This is a genomic window from Campylobacter concisus (assembly GCF_002914005.1).
Taxonomy (GTDB): domain Bacteria; phylum Campylobacterota; class Campylobacteria; order Campylobacterales; family Campylobacteraceae; genus Campylobacter_A; species Campylobacter_A concisus_N.
On sequence record NZ_POZU01000072.1, the window covers coordinates 12,312 to 27,857 of the forward strand.

General features: G+C 35.8%; 18 protein-coding genes, 4 tRNA genes and 1 other RNA gene. 17 read left to right on the forward strand and 6 right to left on the reverse strand.

Annotation, left to right across the window (positions count from 1 at the left end; all coding sequences use genetic code 11):
• Positions 1 to 40: 40 nt before the first annotated feature.
• The 8 genes from rpsF to CYP54_RS08600 all read left to right on the forward strand — a co-directional run bounded on the left by rpsF (position 41) and on the right by CYP54_RS08600 (position 3,502).
• Positions 41 to 460: a 30S ribosomal protein S6 gene (gene rpsF, locus CYP54_RS08565; RefSeq protein WP_021091458.1), complete on the forward strand. Its 420-nt coding sequence runs from the start codon at positions 41 to 43 to the stop codon at positions 458 to 460.
• Positions 461 to 473: 13 nt separating this feature from the next.
• Positions 474 to 1,031, forward strand: a complete 558-nt coding sequence (locus CYP54_RS08570) for a single-stranded DNA-binding protein (protein WP_103600191.1) — start codon at positions 474 to 476, stop codon at positions 1,029 to 1,031.
• A 15-nt stretch (positions 1,032 to 1,046) separates the two neighbouring features.
• Entirely contained in the window at positions 1,047 to 1,307 is a 261-nt protein-coding gene (gene rpsR / locus CYP54_RS08575; RefSeq protein WP_021091467.1) for a 30S ribosomal protein S18, read from the forward strand.
• A 565-nt stretch (positions 1,308 to 1,872) separates the two neighbouring features.
• Positions 1,873 to 1,948, forward strand: a tRNA-Lys gene (locus CYP54_RS08580).
• Positions 1,949 to 1,961: 13 nt separating this feature from the next.
• Positions 1,962 to 2,037: transfer RNA gene (locus CYP54_RS08585), tRNA-Glu, on the forward strand.
• Between the two features lie 18 nt (positions 2,038 to 2,055).
• Positions 2,056 to 2,131, forward strand: a tRNA-Val gene (locus tag CYP54_RS08590).
• A gap of 8 nt (positions 2,132 to 2,139) precedes the next feature.
• Positions 2,140 to 2,216, forward strand: a tRNA-Asp gene (locus tag CYP54_RS08595).
• Between the two features lie 266 nt (positions 2,217 to 2,482).
• The gene (locus tag CYP54_RS08600; protein WP_103604933.1) at positions 2,483 to 3,502 is read left to right on the forward strand and encodes a bifunctional 3,4-dihydroxy-2-butanone 4-phosphate synthase/GTP cyclohydrolase II; all 1,020 of its coding nucleotides are present in this window, start codon (positions 2,483 to 2,485) and stop codon (positions 3,500 to 3,502) included.
• A 37-nt stretch (positions 3,503 to 3,539) separates the two neighbouring features.
• On the opposite strand, the gene panB is transcribed toward CYP54_RS08600, so the two are convergent.
• A complete protein-coding gene (panB, locus tag CYP54_RS08605) occupies positions 3,540 to 4,349 on the reverse strand; it encodes a 3-methyl-2-oxobutanoate hydroxymethyltransferase (protein WP_103604934.1) in 810 nt (269 codons plus the stop codon).
• A gap of 86 nt (positions 4,350 to 4,435) precedes the next feature.
• On the opposite strand from panB, the gene CYP54_RS08610 reads away from it, so the two are divergent.
• The 3 genes from CYP54_RS08610 to CYP54_RS08620 all read left to right on the forward strand — a co-directional run bounded on the left by CYP54_RS08610 (position 4,436) and on the right by CYP54_RS08620 (position 6,658).
• Entirely contained in the window at positions 4,436 to 4,840 is a 405-nt protein-coding gene (locus tag CYP54_RS08610) for a histidine phosphotransferase (protein ID WP_035167557.1), read from the forward strand.
• A gap of 26 nt (positions 4,841 to 4,866) precedes the next feature.
• Positions 4,867 to 5,224, forward strand: a transfer-messenger RNA (tmRNA) gene (gene ssrA, locus CYP54_RS08615).
• A 234-nt stretch (positions 5,225 to 5,458) separates the two neighbouring features.
• Positions 5,459 to 6,658, forward strand: a complete 1,200-nt coding sequence (locus CYP54_RS08620) for a tyrosine-type recombinase/integrase (RefSeq protein WP_103604935.1) — start codon at positions 5,459 to 5,461, stop codon at positions 6,656 to 6,658.
• Between the two features lie 191 nt (positions 6,659 to 6,849).
• On the opposite strand, the gene CYP54_RS08625 is transcribed toward CYP54_RS08620, so the two are convergent.
• From CYP54_RS08625 to CYP54_RS08645, 5 genes are all read right to left on the reverse strand, one after another.
• The gene (locus CYP54_RS08625) at positions 6,850 to 7,077 is read right to left on the reverse strand and encodes a hypothetical protein (protein WP_103604936.1); all 228 of its coding nucleotides are present in this window, start codon (positions 7,075 to 7,077) and stop codon (positions 6,850 to 6,852) included.
• Between the two features lie 15 nt (positions 7,078 to 7,092).
• Entirely contained in the window at positions 7,093 to 7,980 is an 888-nt protein-coding gene (locus CYP54_RS08630) for an SDH family Clp fold serine proteinase (protein ID WP_103604937.1), read from the reverse strand.
• Between the two features lie 81 nt (positions 7,981 to 8,061).
• Positions 8,062 to 8,277 (reverse strand): hypothetical protein, encoded by a 216-nt coding sequence (locus CYP54_RS08635; protein WP_103604938.1) that lies wholly within the window; start codon positions 8,275 to 8,277, stop codon positions 8,062 to 8,064.
• 150 nt (positions 8,278 to 8,427) lie between these two features.
• Positions 8,428 to 8,895, reverse strand: coding sequence for a hypothetical protein (locus CYP54_RS08640; protein WP_103604939.1), 468 nt, complete (start codon positions 8,893 to 8,895; stop codon positions 8,428 to 8,430).
• 10 nt (positions 8,896 to 8,905) lie between these two features.
• A complete protein-coding gene (locus CYP54_RS08645; protein ID WP_103604940.1) occupies positions 8,906 to 9,559 on the reverse strand; it encodes a hypothetical protein in 654 nt (217 codons plus the stop codon).
• Between the two features lie 140 nt (positions 9,560 to 9,699).
• Between CYP54_RS08645 and CYP54_RS08650 the strand changes: the two genes are divergently transcribed.
• The 6 genes from CYP54_RS08650 (at position 9,700) to CYP54_RS09740 (ending at position 15,318) form a co-directional block, all read left to right on the forward strand.
• The gene (locus CYP54_RS08650; RefSeq protein ID WP_103604941.1) at positions 9,700 to 9,963 is read left to right on the forward strand and encodes a helix-turn-helix domain-containing protein; all 264 of its coding nucleotides are present in this window, start codon (positions 9,700 to 9,702) and stop codon (positions 9,961 to 9,963) included.
• A complete protein-coding gene (locus tag CYP54_RS08655) occupies positions 9,956 to 10,357 on the forward strand; it encodes a hypothetical protein (protein ID WP_103604942.1) in 402 nt (133 codons plus the stop codon). The genes CYP54_RS08650 and CYP54_RS08655 overlap by 8 nt, the downstream gene beginning before the upstream one ends.
• A gap of 304 nt (positions 10,358 to 10,661) precedes the next feature.
• Entirely contained in the window at positions 10,662 to 11,054 is a 393-nt protein-coding gene (locus tag CYP54_RS08660; RefSeq protein WP_103604943.1) for a hypothetical protein, read from the forward strand.
• Complete coding sequence (dcm, locus tag CYP54_RS08665; protein ID WP_103604944.1) at positions 11,047 to 12,189, forward strand: DNA cytosine methyltransferase; 1,143 nt, start codon at positions 11,047 to 11,049, stop codon at positions 12,187 to 12,189. Before CYP54_RS08660 ends, dcm begins: the two co-directional genes overlap by 8 nt.
• 8 nt (positions 12,190 to 12,197) lie before the next feature.
• The gene (locus CYP54_RS08670; protein ID WP_103604945.1) at positions 12,198 to 15,113 is read left to right on the forward strand and encodes a phage/plasmid primase, P4 family; all 2,916 of its coding nucleotides are present in this window, start codon (positions 12,198 to 12,200) and stop codon (positions 15,111 to 15,113) included.
• Positions 15,103 to 15,318, forward strand: a complete 216-nt coding sequence (locus CYP54_RS09740; protein ID WP_141108521.1) for a hypothetical protein — start codon at positions 15,103 to 15,105, stop codon at positions 15,316 to 15,318. Before CYP54_RS08670 ends, CYP54_RS09740 begins: the two co-directional genes overlap by 11 nt.
• The last annotated feature ends 228 nt before the right edge of the window (positions 15,319 to 15,546 follow it).

A 15,546-nucleotide genomic window follows, 5' to 3' on the forward strand; every position in this document is an offset into this window, starting at 1 on the left:
CTTGCTCACAAAGTGAGCTAAATATCCATAAGGAGAAGAAATGAAACATTACGAGCTTTTATTTATTCTTAAGCCGACATTAACGGAAGAGGAAGTTAAAGCTAAAGTTGACTTCGTAAAAGAAGTTATAACAAAAAATGGTGGCGAGATCGCTACTGTCGTTGAGATGGGTACTAGAAAACTAGCTTATACCATCAAAAAATACGAGCGTGGAACATACTTTGTTATCTATTACAAAGCACCACCAGCGCTTCTTGCAGAGCTTACGAGAAATGTAAGGATCACTGAAGATATAATAAGATTTTTAAGCGTTAAATATGAAAATAAACGCGAAATCGCAGCTTGGGAAAGACTTTGCAAAGGTATCAAACAAACTATAAAAAAAGAGCCTCGTGAGCCAAGAGCACCGCGTGAGCCAAGAGTTGAAAAAGTAGACGAGCAAACTTTTACAGAAGAATAATCAAGGATCAAAAATGTTCAATAAAGTAGTACTAGTTGGGAATTTAACAAGAGATATCGAGCTAAGATACACTACTAGTGGATCTGCTATAGGAAATTCCGGTATTGCTGTTACTAGAAAATTTAATACTAACGGCGAAAAACGTGAAGAGACATGCTTTATTGACATATCATTCTTTGGCAAATCAGCTGAGATAGCAAATCAATATTTAAGCAAAGGCTCTAAGCTTCTGATTGAAGGAAGATTAAAATTTGATCAATGGACCGACAACAATGGACAAAACCGTTCAAAGCACTCAATCGTAGTTGAAAATATGGAGATGCTTGGCGGAAATAGCGGAGCTAATGGACAAAGTCAAGGTGGATTTAATCAAAATAGTTCGTACTCACAACAACGAAATAATGGTTCAACTAATAGCTATGGCAATGGTGGATATCAAAATTCAGCACCACAAAGACAGCAAATGCAACCACAAAATAAAAAAGTACAAGAAGAGTACTATGAGGAAAAAATCCCTGATATAAACATTGACGCCGATAATTTTGATGGCGACAACGAAATACCGTTTTAATTTAAAGGATAGAAAATGGCAGAAAAAAGAAAATATTCACGCAAATATTGTAAATTTACAGAAGCAAAAATTGATTTTATAGATTATAAAGATACTTCTCTTTTAAAGTATTGTTTATCAGAGAGATTTAAAATAATGCCAAGGCGTTTAACTGGCACATCAAAAAGACATCAAGAAATGGTAGAAAAAGCGATCAAAAGAGCTCGTCATGCAGCTATTATACCTTACATAGTAGATCGCAAAGATGTAGTTTCAAATCCTTTTGATGGACTATAATTATTTAATTTATTAAACCCCTATTAATGGGGTTTAATCCTAATCTTAAATATCCTAGATTTATGTTCTTATAGATTTTTATTTATTGACTGCAGTTTAAAATATTTTTCAAGTACTATCTATAATTTTGGTTTAACTTACACGAGACAATTAGAATTTATTCAGGTGGATATCTCAAATATATGCTGTCTTTAAATAACTCTATAGCATCAATTTATTAGTTCAAAATAATTTATTTAGCCATATATACAATCAATATCGTTGATCTATATTATTCACAATTTTTACCACGAATCACGCATCATCTATCGTATAGCAATAGCTGTCCACATAATGCTAAAAGACAAGGTACTTAAATGTAAATAAACTTTATTCAATAAATCCAATATTCATCCATTTGGTGTTCATATATCTTGCAAGTGGTATTTATCATGTATTTTTCAAATCAACTGATACCAAACCAACCTAACCATGCAACAATGTTAACTAAAAACAAATTTTAAGCATCCTTTTCTTGACATGTAATAATGTTTTTTGTATAATCTCAATTCTTTTTTAAACAAATGTCTTGCTAGCTCAGTCGGTAGAGCATCTCACTTTTAATGAGGGGGCCGTTGGTTCGAATCCAACGCAGGACACCATTTTTGGGTTTATGACCCTTTCGTCTAGTGGCTCAGGACTCTACTTTCTCTGTGTAGAAACAGAGGTTCAAATCCTCTAAGGGTCGCCAGATATTTTTTAAATTTTAGGTCGCTTAGCTCAGTTGGTAGAGCGCCACCCTTACAAGGTGGATGTCATAAGTTCGAGTCTTATAGCGACCACCATTTTAGGTGCAGCGGTAGTTCAGTTGGTTAGAATGCCGCCCTGTCACGGCGGAGGTCGCGGGTTCGAGCCCCGTCCGCTGCGCCATCTTTTATTCTTTGACTTTTATTTTACCTAATTACTGAAATTCTTAAAAATAGTGTATTTTATTAAAATTTATGCTTTAAAAATTTATACATAAGACAAATTAAAAAATAAAATCTAAGTTATCACCACTAAATCGCATATATTTAAAAATAAATCTTTTACTAAAATTTCTAAATAATTGATACAAGATAAATCAAAAATTAATATTTTTATCTCTAAGTTATCAAAAAATCAATATAATCGTAAAAATTTAATAAGGGAAATTTATGGCATTTGAAAATGTATTAAAAGCGATTGAAGATATAAAAAATGGCAAAATGGTAATTATGGTCGATGATGAAGACCGTGAGAATGAAGGAGACTTGGTCTTTTCAGCGGCAAGCAGCGATATGCAAAAGGTAAATTTTGCAATCACTCATGCAAAAGGTGTACTTTGCCTTGCAATGGATGAAGCAAACGCAAAAAGACTTGATTTGCCGCTAATGGTTTCTAAAAATACATCCAGTCACGAAACCGCATTTACTGTCACGATTGATGCAAAGGAAGCAACGACAGGCGTAAGTGCTTATGAGCGTGATATGACGATTAGACTTGCTGCTAGTACTGATTCGGTGCCTGAAAATTTTGTAAGGCCTGGGCATATATTTCCGCTTATTGCAAAGAAAGGCGGTGTACTCGTTCGAACAGGTCACACTGAAGGATCAGTTGATCTTTGCAAACTCGCTGGCGTTAGCCCAATGGCAGCGATTTGCGAGATTGTAAAAGAAGATGGCACAATGGCAAGACGTGATTATTTGGAAGAATTCTGTAAAAAATTTGACCTAAATATGATAAGCGTTTCTGAATTGGTAGAATACAGACTTAGCCACGAAAGCTTAATAGAGGTTTCGCCCGCAAAGAGTGTAAAAATCTGTGGTTTTGAAGCAAAAAGATATGACATAAAAGATCACGAAAATAAAAATCACGCTGCCTATGTTTTTGGAGAGACAAAAGCGCAAACTAATGTAAAATTTCAAAAAATAAGCAAAGACCATGAGCTTTTAAGCGGAGATAAATTTGATAATTTATTAAAGGCATTGGATTTTTTAAGTAAAAATGGCGGAGTATTGCTATTTTTAGACAGCAATAAAAGCGATGCAAGCTCACAAAAAGATTATGGTATTGGGGCACAAATTTTAAAGTATTTTGGCATAAGCGAAATTGAGCTTTTAAGCTCAAATAAAAATAAAGAATTTGTAAGCCTTGCAGGTTTTGGTCTTGATATAAAAGGCTATAAAGAAATTTAATTTTGTCACGTTCTATTTAATGCGGATATTATCCATCCTAGTAGCAAAATTCTTCACTTGGGAAAATTTTGCCTTTTACATCATTTGCGTAGGATTGCACACTCTTTCTTACAATATCCGCTCCATCAAGATAGCGTTTTACAAATTTTGGTTTAAAGTCTTCAAAAAACCCAAGCATATCAGACCATACAAGCACTTGTCCATCGACATTTACCCCAGACCCAATGCCAATAACTGGTATATGAACTTGCTTTGTTATCTCGCTAGCCACGCTACTCATCGTACCCTCAAGCAAGATGCCAAATGCTCCAGCTTGCTCAAACGCCAAAGCCTCGTCAATTAGTTTTTTTGCCTCGATCTCGCTTCTGCCTTTTATCTTATAACCGCCTTCAAATTTATAAAGCTGAGGCTTTAAGCCAATGTGAGCCATAACGTTTATGCCCTCTTCACAAAGGCGCTTTACTAAATTTACTTGGTGCATGCCAACTTCGAGCTTTACTGCATCGGCATTTGTATGTTTGAAAAATTTCATCGCATTTTTTATCGCTTGCTTTTCATTTGTGTAGCTGCCAAATGGCATATCAGCCATGATAAAAGTATTTTTAGCTCCGTTACAAACGGCCTTTGTATGATAAAGCATGGAATTCATGTCCGTACTTATCGTGCTTTCTTGCATATTAAAACTCATATTTAAGCTATCGCCAACCAAAATAATATCAGCATAATCATCAAAAAGCTTAGCAAATAACGCATCATAGGCTGTTATCATTACAATAGGCTCAATGCCTTTTTTGTTTTTTATATCATTTATGCTTAGTTTTTTCATCTGAGTTTTTTCATTTTTCATTGCAAGCTCCAAGGATTTTTAGCTAAAAGGCTAACAATTTTATCAAATTTTTGCTACAATTACGCCAATTTCTTAAGGACATAAAAATGGGTATATTAAAAAGGCTTGAAATAGATTACTCTTATGACATAGTTGAAGAATTTTTATCTCACTATGCTTTAATGTGCGATTTACTCGAGCCTTTGATAATAAATTTAGGAAGAGCTGATAAATATAAAGATAGTATCTTAGAGCTTACTAGGATTTTTCATAATATTAAATCAGCAGCAGGATTCATGCATCTTGATCCGATATTAAAGCTTACAACTTTAGCTGAAGAGATAACTCAAGAGGCAAGAAGTCTAAAAGGGCCAGCAAATGATAAATTTATAGATTGGTTACTACTTATTAGCGATCAGTTTAATAAATATAAAGATGATGTCGAGAACGATTTTGAATATTTTAGCGTTCTTGAGCCAAAAATCATTGATGTGCCTGCAAAACTTAACTAAATAATTCACTAACCATTTTATTTTTTGGGAGTGACTTGGCTTCGACAGGAGCAGAGTGTGTACGGTGGCACGTCGCTTTGAGCAAAGCGTAAAAAGCTCAAATTAAATTTAAACGCAAACAACGTTAATTTCGCTCCTGCTTACGCTAAAGCTGCGTAAGTTCAGTTGAGCCTTGCTTAGTCTAATTCTAGCTAGGACAAAAGCAAGTAATTTAGCTAGAGTAGGCTCGCAAAGTGACTGCTTGCTAGCTGAAATTTAGTCTTAGTCTAAATTTTGGTTTTGGAAAGTGAGCCTTTTTAGATGAAATTTTCACTTTTGCTAAGCGTGTAGAGGCTGTATGTGTTTTGTTTTTGGACAGGGGTTCGATCCCCCTCGCTTCCACCATTTTATACTTTTTAATTCATTTCAATCCTTTTAAAAACCTTTCAAAAAATACGACAAGAACAATCTTTGATATATATTATTTATTTAAATTATTTTCAATATTTTTAAATCTTTTTAATTGCCTTTAAGGACTTTTTACGGATAATTTAAAGGATAAAATATTGTCCGCTAAAAAATGTCCGTAAAAAATCGTTGCTTGATTTTTAGGGGCTTGTGGGCACCAAAAGGACAAAAATGCCAAAAATTAACCCTCCCTTGACGGACACAGCGATAAGAGCTTTAAAGCCCAAAGATAAGGTTTATAAAAAATCTGACGGGCAAAATTTATTTATTTTTATCGAGTCAAGCGGTCGTAAATTTTTTGCACTCGAATACAAAAGTCCTCTTACATTAAAAACACGCCGAATAGCCCTGGGTAATTATCCTGATCTTAGCCTCTCAGCCGCCAGAGAAAAACGCAGGGAGTTGGCCGCTCAAATACTAGATGGTATTGATCCGCTAGTAAGTAAAAAGAGTAGCAAAACAACACTAAACGATATCGCTGCAAAATGGCTAGATATAAAATCTGCAAACATAACTCCAAACTACTTAAAAAAACAAAATTTAATTTTTAACAAGCACATTGCGTCGTATTTAGGCAATCGGCCATTGGACAATATAAAAGCAGTAGAAATAATAGATGTATTAAAGATCATAGAAAAAGCTGGAAATTTAGAAACCATCAAGCGTGTATTTATCTTGCTAAATCAAATTTTTAGATACGCCGTCACCTATGAGATAGTTGCTCACAACGTCGTGGCCGATATAAATTTCAAATACGCCTTTAAAACCGCAAAGCCTAAAAATTTCCCTACTATCACAGATGAAAATGAGATGCGTACGCTGCTTGTGTCAGTAGACGGATATAATGGCGACATAAAAACAAAAGTTGCACTAAAGCTTGCGATCTATACCGCCATGCGCCCATTTAATGTCAGAGCTGCCAAGTGGGATGAGTTTGATCTATCCGCTAAAATTTGGACAATTAAAGCGGATAAAATGAAAATGAAAGAGGCATTTAGACTACCACTAGCTGATCAAGTCGTAAATTTATTAAAAGACTACACTAAAATTTGTGGGAATACCGAAGGATATCTTTTCCCAAGCGCACTATCCAAAAGCAGACCAATGAGCGAAAATACGTTAAATACAGCACTAAGACGCATGGGATATAGCAAAGACGAGATCGTTTCTCATGGCTTTCGTGCAATGTTTTCAACTATGGCCAACGAAAAAAGAAATGAACATGGCTGTCATGCTGACATTATTGAACGATGCCTTGCACACAAGGACAAGGATAAAGTAAGAGAAGCTTACAATAGAGCTCAAAATTTAGCAGATATGAAGACTTTGATGCAATGGTGGGCAGATTATTTGGATGAGTTAGTAAAATAATGTATAAAATATTGTGTATCATTTTGCATAGAGTGTAAATTTAAAAAACTTTTTTTATAAACCCTGTAATTTTCAAGATCGCTAAAGTTTTTTTGATCAAATCTAAATCGTTACCCATCTAAACTCTCCACTTTTTTGTGGATAGTTTAGATTATGAATTTCATAAAAAATGTATAATAATTTTAGTTTTTTTACATAAAAAATATTCTTTGTATATTTTTTTTAAAAATTGAATCTTTATTTTCATTATATTCGCCGATATCTATATTGCGAATTTTATACATATCATCTTTGATCATTCCGCGTCTCTTTAAATCATCATATTTGTCTATAGCTCTTCTTAGATCCGATTTTTTTTTCAACCTCTCTTTTGCCTCTTTTTTTATAATATTCTTTATTTGTTCAGTCATGCCAATCATGTCTCTTCCCTGCCCTTATATATTGGAATGGAAAAATATTCTTCTATTTATCCTTGCTATATGGTCTTTTAATAGCTTCATATATTCCCTTATCGATGCCCTCAAGTCCGCCTTATCACTATAGTCTTCAATTTTTAATTTTAGCTGTTCCGTCAACACAGTCTTGTTTATATATCTGCCGTGAGTATGCCACTTCTTATTGTCGCTTAAGGTGGATGCTATTTCTTTGGCTCTAGCGGTCTTTTCATTATGCGTGACCTTCCTTTTGTCTTTATGTGTGTTCCAGTCTTTAAATTTGTATTCAACTAGCCATTTTTCCAAAAGACTAATAGATAAATCTCTTGCCTGTTCATAAGTGCGTATTGTTCCTAGGTCTTGTTTTTGCAAAAGAGCAAATTCAGCATCAGATAATGTGCCTTTATTTGATTTATCTATCAATTCATTAAGTTTATCGATATATCCTAGCGCTGGCACCCAGTCGCCATTGTCGCTTTGCACTTGGGGGTCTATCGGACCTAGCGCCGAAAAATAGTCCATATAAATTTTATCTCCCGACATGCAAAAAATAGTTCCGGCCGACATAGCAGAATCTGGGATTAAAAAATAAACCTCTGAGTAATTATGTCTCACAGTATCCACCATTCTTTCTACGCTAACCGCGCTGCCGCCTGGAGTGGTTAATATTATTAGTAATATATTTGCATTTGGCTTTGCGTTTTTAACCATTTCGATAAAGTCCATAAAGGGAGCCTCAAAACTTTCCTCTATCGTGCCGGTATATGATATAACACTTATTTCATCTTCTATCGAAAAAGATTCTTTGAATTTTTTCTCAATTTCTGATATTAAAATATGTAGAACTTTCAAGCTAGTATTATTTAAAGTATTGTTATCTAGAATCATTTCTTTCTCCAAATGTATCGGCAATATATCATATTTTCCATAAATTTACGCGAATTTTTACGCGCTATACGTCAAATTTAGCTATCTCAACTTTTTATGCCCTCTTTTACCAGTGTATGGGTTTACGTTACCTTTCGTGCTGTAGTTATTTAACCTCGTACCGTCTCTTTTGGTTTTATAGTGCGGCATGACGTATGTTCCGTTTTTCTTCATATATCCGCGAACTCTTTGCGCACCTTCGGCTACGCTAGCCAAAACAAATAGCGCAAGCATGCACGCTAAAATTTTCTTTAGCATTATCGTCTCCTTTTAATTCTATATACCGTTTATTTTTTCGTCAAATTTCAGGCTTTATTGGATATTCATCACTCTATAATCCAAGTATGCCTATTACTTTACCCTCAAGTGCAAACAAGAAAATAGGTATTAAAAATATGGATAAAAATTTCATTTAAATTTTTTAAACCCTGATATATCTATCTTTTGTGTGTTTAGCCGATTGTTTGTCGTCGTATATCTAACTATTAGAGTATTTCCGTTAATAATTTGCTTTTGTTGCTCTTTATTAAAATAAAAAAAAATTATATCTCCCACATCGTCTATCATTCCTCTTGATAAAAAAGATTTATTTTTGTCAATCCTTATTTCTATGGTTTGAAATCCTTGCAACTCCTCTATTGATTTGACCTTAAATTTTTCTCCATTTAATAAGCCAATAATAACGCCTAACTCATCTTCTTGTATCTCTAGTGTTTTATTTTTAGGAAAAATTGCTACACGAATACCAGCATCCATATTACTACAAACCATCATGTATTCAGGCTTGTCCGTCATTTCATCTATTCTTTGCTCCATATCGCAATTTGCAAAAACAAAGTTAAAAAGAAAAAATAACGCAAAAAATATTTTTTTCATAATTATTTCCTTAAATTTTCGAAAGCTCTCTAAAAGCTTCCAGTTTTTTTAAAACGTTTTGTTTAAACTCTTTATTTGCGTAAGCTAGCAGATAGGCTATTTTTATATCCTCTCCTACTAGCTCGCGCGTTCCGCCTTCTATTTTTATGCGGCCATACTCGTTTAAGCCGGTAACCTCACCCGGATCCAGCAAAAGACTGTGTATTTTTCGCTCTATCGCATGCGCTGCAGCGGCCATTTTTTGCGATATTCCGCTATACGGGATTTTATTAAAATCTTCTCTTGTTAATTGAAAAATTTTCATAAACTCATCATTTGTCTTTATAAACAAGCGTTTTTTTAAGTCTTCCAAATTTCTATATTCCCTATTCGGATCGTTTTCTTTTATGGCGTTTATGAGTTCGATGTCTTCGCCTTTTGCCGAGATTTGTCCTATGTGATAGTTACCCACGCTGACGTTGTTGCCGTTTATAAAATGCCCGTTTGATACGTTTACTCCGTTAAATTGCATCTCTATTATCCTACGCCATTTCTGCGGTATTTCTTTTCTATTTATCCATTTGTCTATTGATACTTTCGAAGTGTTTAAAACTACCGCCAACTCCTCGTCCGTCTTTATTCTCAAACGAAATTTTAAATCGTCTAGCTCGTCTCTGACAGTCATTTTTATCTCCTTTTTAAAAAATAATGTCTATAATTTCTTGACAAAATAGATTTTTTGTCGTATAATTTCTTAAAAAATAAGACAATATTTTACAAAAATGTTAAATATTTCTTACATTATAGCGTAAAAAAGGGTTTTCGATGGATAAAAAGCAGCACGCAACGCTTGATATAGTAGCGATTACGCAACGTATTGACGCTGCTAGGAGACTGCTTGACTACGGCAAAGCCGCCTTTGCCGAGCAAGTGCTTAACACCACTAGGGTTACCTACTGGAACACCATAAAAGAGAACAACCCGCCTCTATCGTGGATCATACTGCTTGCTGACAAGTACGGCTTTTCGATCCAGTGGCTATTTTATGGCGAAGGCGAAACTTTTAGTAAAAGGAGAAGCGATGTGTAATTCTTCAGGAAAACGTTTTATCGAAATGACCACTCAGAGATTTTTTACTGATGAGAGAATTTTTGAAGTTATGGAAAAAGCCAAAGAGGAGTGCAGGAAATATCCAACCAAATACGCTCAACCCAAACCTTCTTTGAAGTTTAAGAAAAAAAATGAAGAGAAATGTAGTGAAAAACCTACTGCACGCATTCCGCACGATCCTTATGATCCATCTTTGGAAGACTATTTTGTAGATGAGTTATTTAAACAAGCGGCGATGGAAGCAGAAAAGATCGTTCGTAATCCAAATCACTATGTCAATCCAATGTTTAGGAAAAACGAAGATAACTTTGCAGAATTTATAGTGGCTATGGAAAAAGCCTTACGCCTCTGCAAAAAGATAAAAGGATATTAATGTCTAATGTAAAACAACAAGCTAACAAGAAGGCAAGTAAGCCAGCAAGCGACGAGATAAAGGCTGATGAAAAACCAGCCTTAAGTCGCCCTCTTCGTTCATTGTTTTAGCTCCTTTGGGGTTTCGTTTCGTGATTTGATTATATCCCAAAGGAGTTAAAAGAGTGAATTTGATTAAAAAAGGATTTAGGATGACTGAGCAATTTGCCTTAAGCGTTATTGCAGTAGTTGTTTGTGCTTTTGTAGGCGGTGCTATGCTTACGCTTGGCATGTTAGCTTTGTTTTTTAAAAAAAGGAGCTAGCTCATGACAACGATGAGGGAGTATATACGTGTAGATCATGCTAGCATACTTGAAACATGCAAGAAAAATCTACAAAATTTAAGCTATCTTGACCGCAAGCATGACAGGCATGATCGTTTTAAGGTATATGAACACGCCCTTTTCGTTAAACAAAACTACCTTTGCCCACATTTTGATGAAGTGGCAGATATATACTACAAAGCACTTGAATGCGCATCAAGCGAAATCGAGATCGCAGACTACGTCTCAAAGTATACTGGTAAAAACAAAGCTGCAATTTATTTTTATTTTAGGCGTTTTCGTTTTAAAAATCCTGAGTTTGCACATGAAGTTGTAGAAATTTTAAAGAAATTTATAAAAGAAAATAGTCTCTTTTCGGATGTGCATAATGGATAAAATATCCCTCGCCACTCTATTTTCAGGCATCGGTGCGCCCGAGTTTGCCGCTTGCGAAGTATTTAGCGAGGTAAAGACGGTATTTGCCTGCGAGATAGACAAATTTGCCCGACTTAGCTACCTAGCCAATCACGACGCCCCGCTAGCTTTTTACGAGGATGTTTGCGATCTTGACGCCAAAGCTTACGCCGGGCAAATAGATATTTTGATCGGCGGTAGCCCTTGCCAAGACTTCTCAATCGCAGGGCAGCGCGCGGGCGAGGACGGCGAGAGAGGCAATCTGATATGGCAATTTTACCGCGTCGTTAGCGAGGCTTACCCTAGCGTATTCATCTATGAAAACGTCAAAGGCTTTTTGTCTATCAACGGCGGCAAAAGCTATCAAAGTTTTACGGACACCTTGCGAGGGCTGGGTTATCACTGCCACGCCGAAGTTTTAAACACAAAAGACTACGGCATCCCGCAAAATAGAGAGCGATTGTATATCGTGGGGTTTTTGAACGCAGACAAATATCACGCCTTTTTTAACGCACCAAAGCAGGCACTAGAGCTAAATTTGGGCGATATGCTAGATTGCGAAGTAGATGAAAAATACTTTTTGAGCGATAAGATGATCGCATGTCTTAAGAAAAAAGAAAACAACTTTCAGGACAGCTTTGCCCCAAAGTCTTTAAGCGATGTAGGGAATTGCATAATGACTACCGCAGGAAGTCGTCGCACGGATAACTTCATAAAAGTAGTCGGCAAGCTCGACATAAAAGGCAACGACATACTAAAACGAGTTTATGATGTCGACGGGGTAGCTCCTACTATATATACGGCACAAGGTGGCAATCAAGAGCCGAAAATTTTACAACGTGCACGAGGTTTTAATAAGGGTGGCGAGTTTGCAGTTTGCCCTACGATAAGCTCTAGCAGCTTTGAGCAAAACAATCTGCTAAAAAGCGCGCGCATACGCAAGCTAACCCCTAGAGAGTGTCTACGCCTGCAAGGATTTCCTGAGAGCTTTAAAATCGTAGTGAGCGATACACAGACTTATAAACAAGCAGGAAATGCGATGAGCGTCAATATTATAAAGATGATATTTAAGCAAATTCAAAAAGCTAGCATCAAACAATTTAAACTGGCTAGATAGGCAAAGTGATGAGTGATAACATTTTTCAAACGATAAAACAAACAATATCTAAGCATGATTTTAAAGATTTTGTGCAAAGTGTTTATGGTATCGAGTTTAAAAGCGGAAATGCTTATTGTCCGTTTCATGACCATGGTCATAATACACCTAGTCTTGGCATCAATTCTGACTCTAATGGTGCATTCTTTAAATGCTTTGCATGCAATGCCAGTGGTGATATAACAAAATTTGTTGAGTTAAAAGAGCATCTCTCACCACTTCAAGCAGCCAAAAAAGTTTGTGATCATTTTGGTATACCAAATACTATCAACGCAAAAGAGATGAGCGAGGAAGAGAAAGCAGCCTATGAAACACACCAAGCCATTTTAAAGGCTGAAAATGAAGCTCGTATGAAAAAAGAAGCTGAGCAAAGAGCAAAAAAGGAAATTGCCCTTAAAGTCAGGCTAGCCAAGATAGCTCCACAACTTGTGGAAAACAAGCTTAAAAATTACGATCTTATCAAAGATCAAATTTCAGCACTATTCCCAACACAAGTCAATAACTTTGATTCATATAGCCGCGAGCTTATAGGATATAGCTTTGAGCATAAAAGTCTAGCCATCATCATAAGAGACGCTAACGGCGCACCTATAAATATCAAATATAGAGAGAAATTTGCCTATGACACACATAAGGGCGAACTAACAAGTGAGAGAATGCCTGGAAAATGGATAGGAGAAAGTGGTGCACACGCTAGTCCTTTCCCTCTAAATTTTTACGATGATTATAAAGGTAGTAGTGTAGTCATTTGTGAAGGCGAGAAAGACGCATTAAATTTGATGTGTTTTAATGTTTGTGCTTTGACGCTTGGTGGTGTAACTGCTAGCTGGGAAGAATGCAAAGAGCTTCTAAGAGACAAGCATGTATTTATCTGGTTTGATCATGACGAAGCCGGATATGAAAATGCTATAAAGAAATTTTACGAGATCAAAGATGTAGCTAAAAGTGTACGAATAGTGCTATTTTATATGATCGGTAAAAACTTTTCAAAAGGCTATGATATTAGCGATTATCTCTATGATCACGCCTATAAATTTCAAAATGCTAGCCCACTTGAAGTAGTGGCCTTTAGCTGTTTTGAACCAACGAACGTCGTTATTGACGAGATATGCGAATACTTCCCGAACCTTTCGGCAAAACTTGATAAGTTTAAACAAAATCTACCTATCAAAGAATTTCGTCAAATCAAGGCCGAGATACTAGCAAGAGATGAAGAAGGTAATTTTATAAATATCTTTCCAGTAAAAGGCGAACTTGATGACAAGTATGTAGATGAAGTACTAAACAATGCAAAAGAGCTAGAAAGAAAAATGGGTGAGAGATATGAGGAATTTAAAAAAGCTTATATCCAAAGTTTCCTTCTTACTGAACAAGAGGAAAAAAACTTTGAGCGTTTTTCAAAAGCTTTTAGCGATGCCTTCCGTATAAATAAAACCATGCGCACAAACTATCATCAAACGCATATTACGGATATGGTAGCAAGTCTAAATCAGACTTTTTTAAAACTAGGCTACCGTCTGGGTGAGTATAAAAAGAATTTGCACGTTTGGGCGAGTAATCATTTCATGCAGATAGATACAAATGCATTAGCCAAATTTATTCACTCTCATTGGATGGCTGCTGCATATGTGGACAAGAAAAAACAAAGCCGCGAAAACGTCAATAAGATAGTCGAGGATCTAACTAGCCTATCGCTAGATCTAGATGAGATAAAATCTCACGAATCTCGCCGCGTCATAAATTTATTAAATGGCACGATTTTTATTAGTAAAAATGGCGTTATCACATTTAAGAAAAAGCACGACTATAAAGATGCTGCTACAAATATTTTAAAATTTAACTACGATCCTTCGGCCAAGAGCCCAAAGTGGAACAAATTCTTACGCGATATTATGAGTGATGAAGACGACATAAAAACGCTTATGGAGTTTATTGGCTATTGCTTTATTCCTAGCCATGAGTTTGAAAGCTTTTTGTTTTTATACGGCAAAAGTGGCGCAAACGGCAAGAGCGTTATATTAGACACCATCAGAAACTTTTTTGGTGAGGACAATGTTTCATCTCTCCAGCTTCAGCAGTTTGAAGGGCATCAACTTTGCGCACTTACAAACAAGCTCTTAAACATTGGTTCTGAGATCGACAAAAACGGTACCGATAAAGGGCAACTAGCCAATCTAAAAGCTATCGTCAGCACAAAAGATGCGATAACTATAAACCCAAAAAACGAAGAGCCCTACTCTTTGCTTCCAAATGAGAAGCCAAAGCTAGCATTTGCTGGCAATGAAAAGCCAAAAAGTGGCATAGATAATGGCGTTTTTAGAAGAATGTTGCTTATTGTGTTTGATAAAGAAGTAAAAGATAATCAGAAAATAAGAGGCCTTAGTGATCGCTTTAATGATGAGCTAGGAGGTATATTTAATCTAGCTCTTGAAGGACTAAAACGCCTTATTGTTCAGAACAAATTTACTCGCTCTAAACGCATGCAAACCGAGCTTGAAGAGTATAAAGATAGCGTAAATCCGCTTCGTACCTTTGTTAAAGATGCGATTATTGCAGATGCCAACTATTTTGTGCCGTCAATGCCACTTTATAAGGTTTATCTAGCATACATGAACGACAAAGGCGGTAAGCCTATCGCACAAAAGAACTTTGTTCAAGCCCTACGTGATGAACTAACCCTTGCTGGTATAAGTTGCTCTTATGGCCAAAAACGTATGTCTGCAAACTATATTGGAGTAGGCGATAGACCAAGGTGCTTCTTTGGTTTTAGGGTAAGTAGCGACAATCTTGACTTTGATAGTGTAAGGATAGAAAACGGTGGTGAACTTATCATAAACCAGATAAACCACTATCAAGCCAATGGAGCAAAAGCCGATGAAAACTAATCTTTTCTTGTGGCTCACGATGATTTTAACTAAAAATATCTACAAAGCGTCCTATTTTAGGGTGTTTGATAGATGTTTTACATCTGGGTGGCTCACTTCTGGCTCACGATTTTTATTTTTCTTGAGCCAGCAAAAAGCCGTTTTTATGGGGCTTGGCGTGCTGTTGGCTCACAATCTCGCCATTTTTGCCCCTATATTGGTTTGAAATTATTTTTTTATTTTTAAAAATTTTTTTCATAGCTATATATATAAAAAATGATGAGCCAAAGAGAAATCTTAAGCTATTAAATACCGATAAAATCGTATTTAACTGCTGGCTCAAGAAGTTTAAACTTATGAGCCAAAGAATTTATAAAATTACGTATTTTAGGGGTTTGGGGTGGCTCACTATTTTTTAGTGATTATGAGCCACATGAGCCAAGCGAGCCAAAAA

Bases quoted from the DNA above. Each gene is read 5' to 3' on its own strand.
- rpsF (WP_021091458.1), top strand. From the start codon at position 41: ATGAAACATTACGAGCTTTTATTTATTCTTAAGCCGACATTAACGGAA.
- CYP54_RS08570 (WP_103600191.1), top strand. From the start codon at position 474: ATGTTCAATAAAGTAGTACTAGTTGGGAATTTAACAAGAGATATCGAG.
- rpsR (WP_021091467.1), top strand. From the start codon at position 1,047: ATGGCAGAAAAAAGAAAATATTCACGCAAATATTGTAAATTTACAGAA.
- CYP54_RS08600 (WP_103604933.1), top strand. From the start codon at position 2,483: ATGGCATTTGAAAATGTATTAAAAGCGATTGAAGATATAAAAAATGGC.
- panB (WP_103604934.1), bottom strand. From the start codon at position 4,349: ATGAAAAATGAAAAAACTCAGATGAAAAAACTAAGCATAAATGATATA.
- CYP54_RS08610 (WP_035167557.1), top strand. From the start codon at position 4,436: ATGGGTATATTAAAAAGGCTTGAAATAGATTACTCTTATGACATAGTT.
- CYP54_RS08620 (WP_103604935.1), top strand. From the start codon at position 5,459: ATGCCAAAAATTAACCCTCCCTTGACGGACACAGCGATAAGAGCTTTA.
- CYP54_RS08625 (WP_103604936.1), bottom strand. From the start codon at position 7,077: ATGATTGGCATGACTGAACAAATAAAGAATATTATAAAAAAAGAGGCA.
- CYP54_RS08630 (WP_103604937.1), bottom strand. From the start codon at position 7,980: ATGATTCTAGATAACAATACTTTAAATAATACTAGCTTGAAAGTTCTA.
- CYP54_RS08635 (WP_103604938.1), bottom strand. From the start codon at position 8,277: ATGCTAAAGAAAATTTTAGCGTGCATGCTTGCGCTATTTGTTTTGGCT.
- CYP54_RS08640 (WP_103604939.1), bottom strand. From the start codon at position 8,895: ATGAAAAAAATATTTTTTGCGTTATTTTTTCTTTTTAACTTTGTTTTT.
- CYP54_RS08645 (WP_103604940.1), bottom strand. From the start codon at position 9,559: ATGACTGTCAGAGACGAGCTAGACGATTTAAAATTTCGTTTGAGAATA.
- CYP54_RS08650 (WP_103604941.1), top strand. From the start codon at position 9,700: ATGGATAAAAAGCAGCACGCAACGCTTGATATAGTAGCGATTACGCAA.
- CYP54_RS08655 (WP_103604942.1), top strand. From the start codon at position 9,956: ATGTGTAATTCTTCAGGAAAACGTTTTATCGAAATGACCACTCAGAGA.
- CYP54_RS08660 (WP_103604943.1), top strand. From the start codon at position 10,662: ATGACAACGATGAGGGAGTATATACGTGTAGATCATGCTAGCATACTT.
- dcm (WP_103604944.1), top strand. From the start codon at position 11,047: ATGGATAAAATATCCCTCGCCACTCTATTTTCAGGCATCGGTGCGCCC.
- CYP54_RS08670 (WP_103604945.1), top strand. From the start codon at position 12,198: ATGAGTGATAACATTTTTCAAACGATAAAACAAACAATATCTAAGCAT.
- CYP54_RS09740 (WP_141108521.1), top strand. From the start codon at position 15,103: ATGAAAACTAATCTTTTCTTGTGGCTCACGATGATTTTAACTAAAAAT.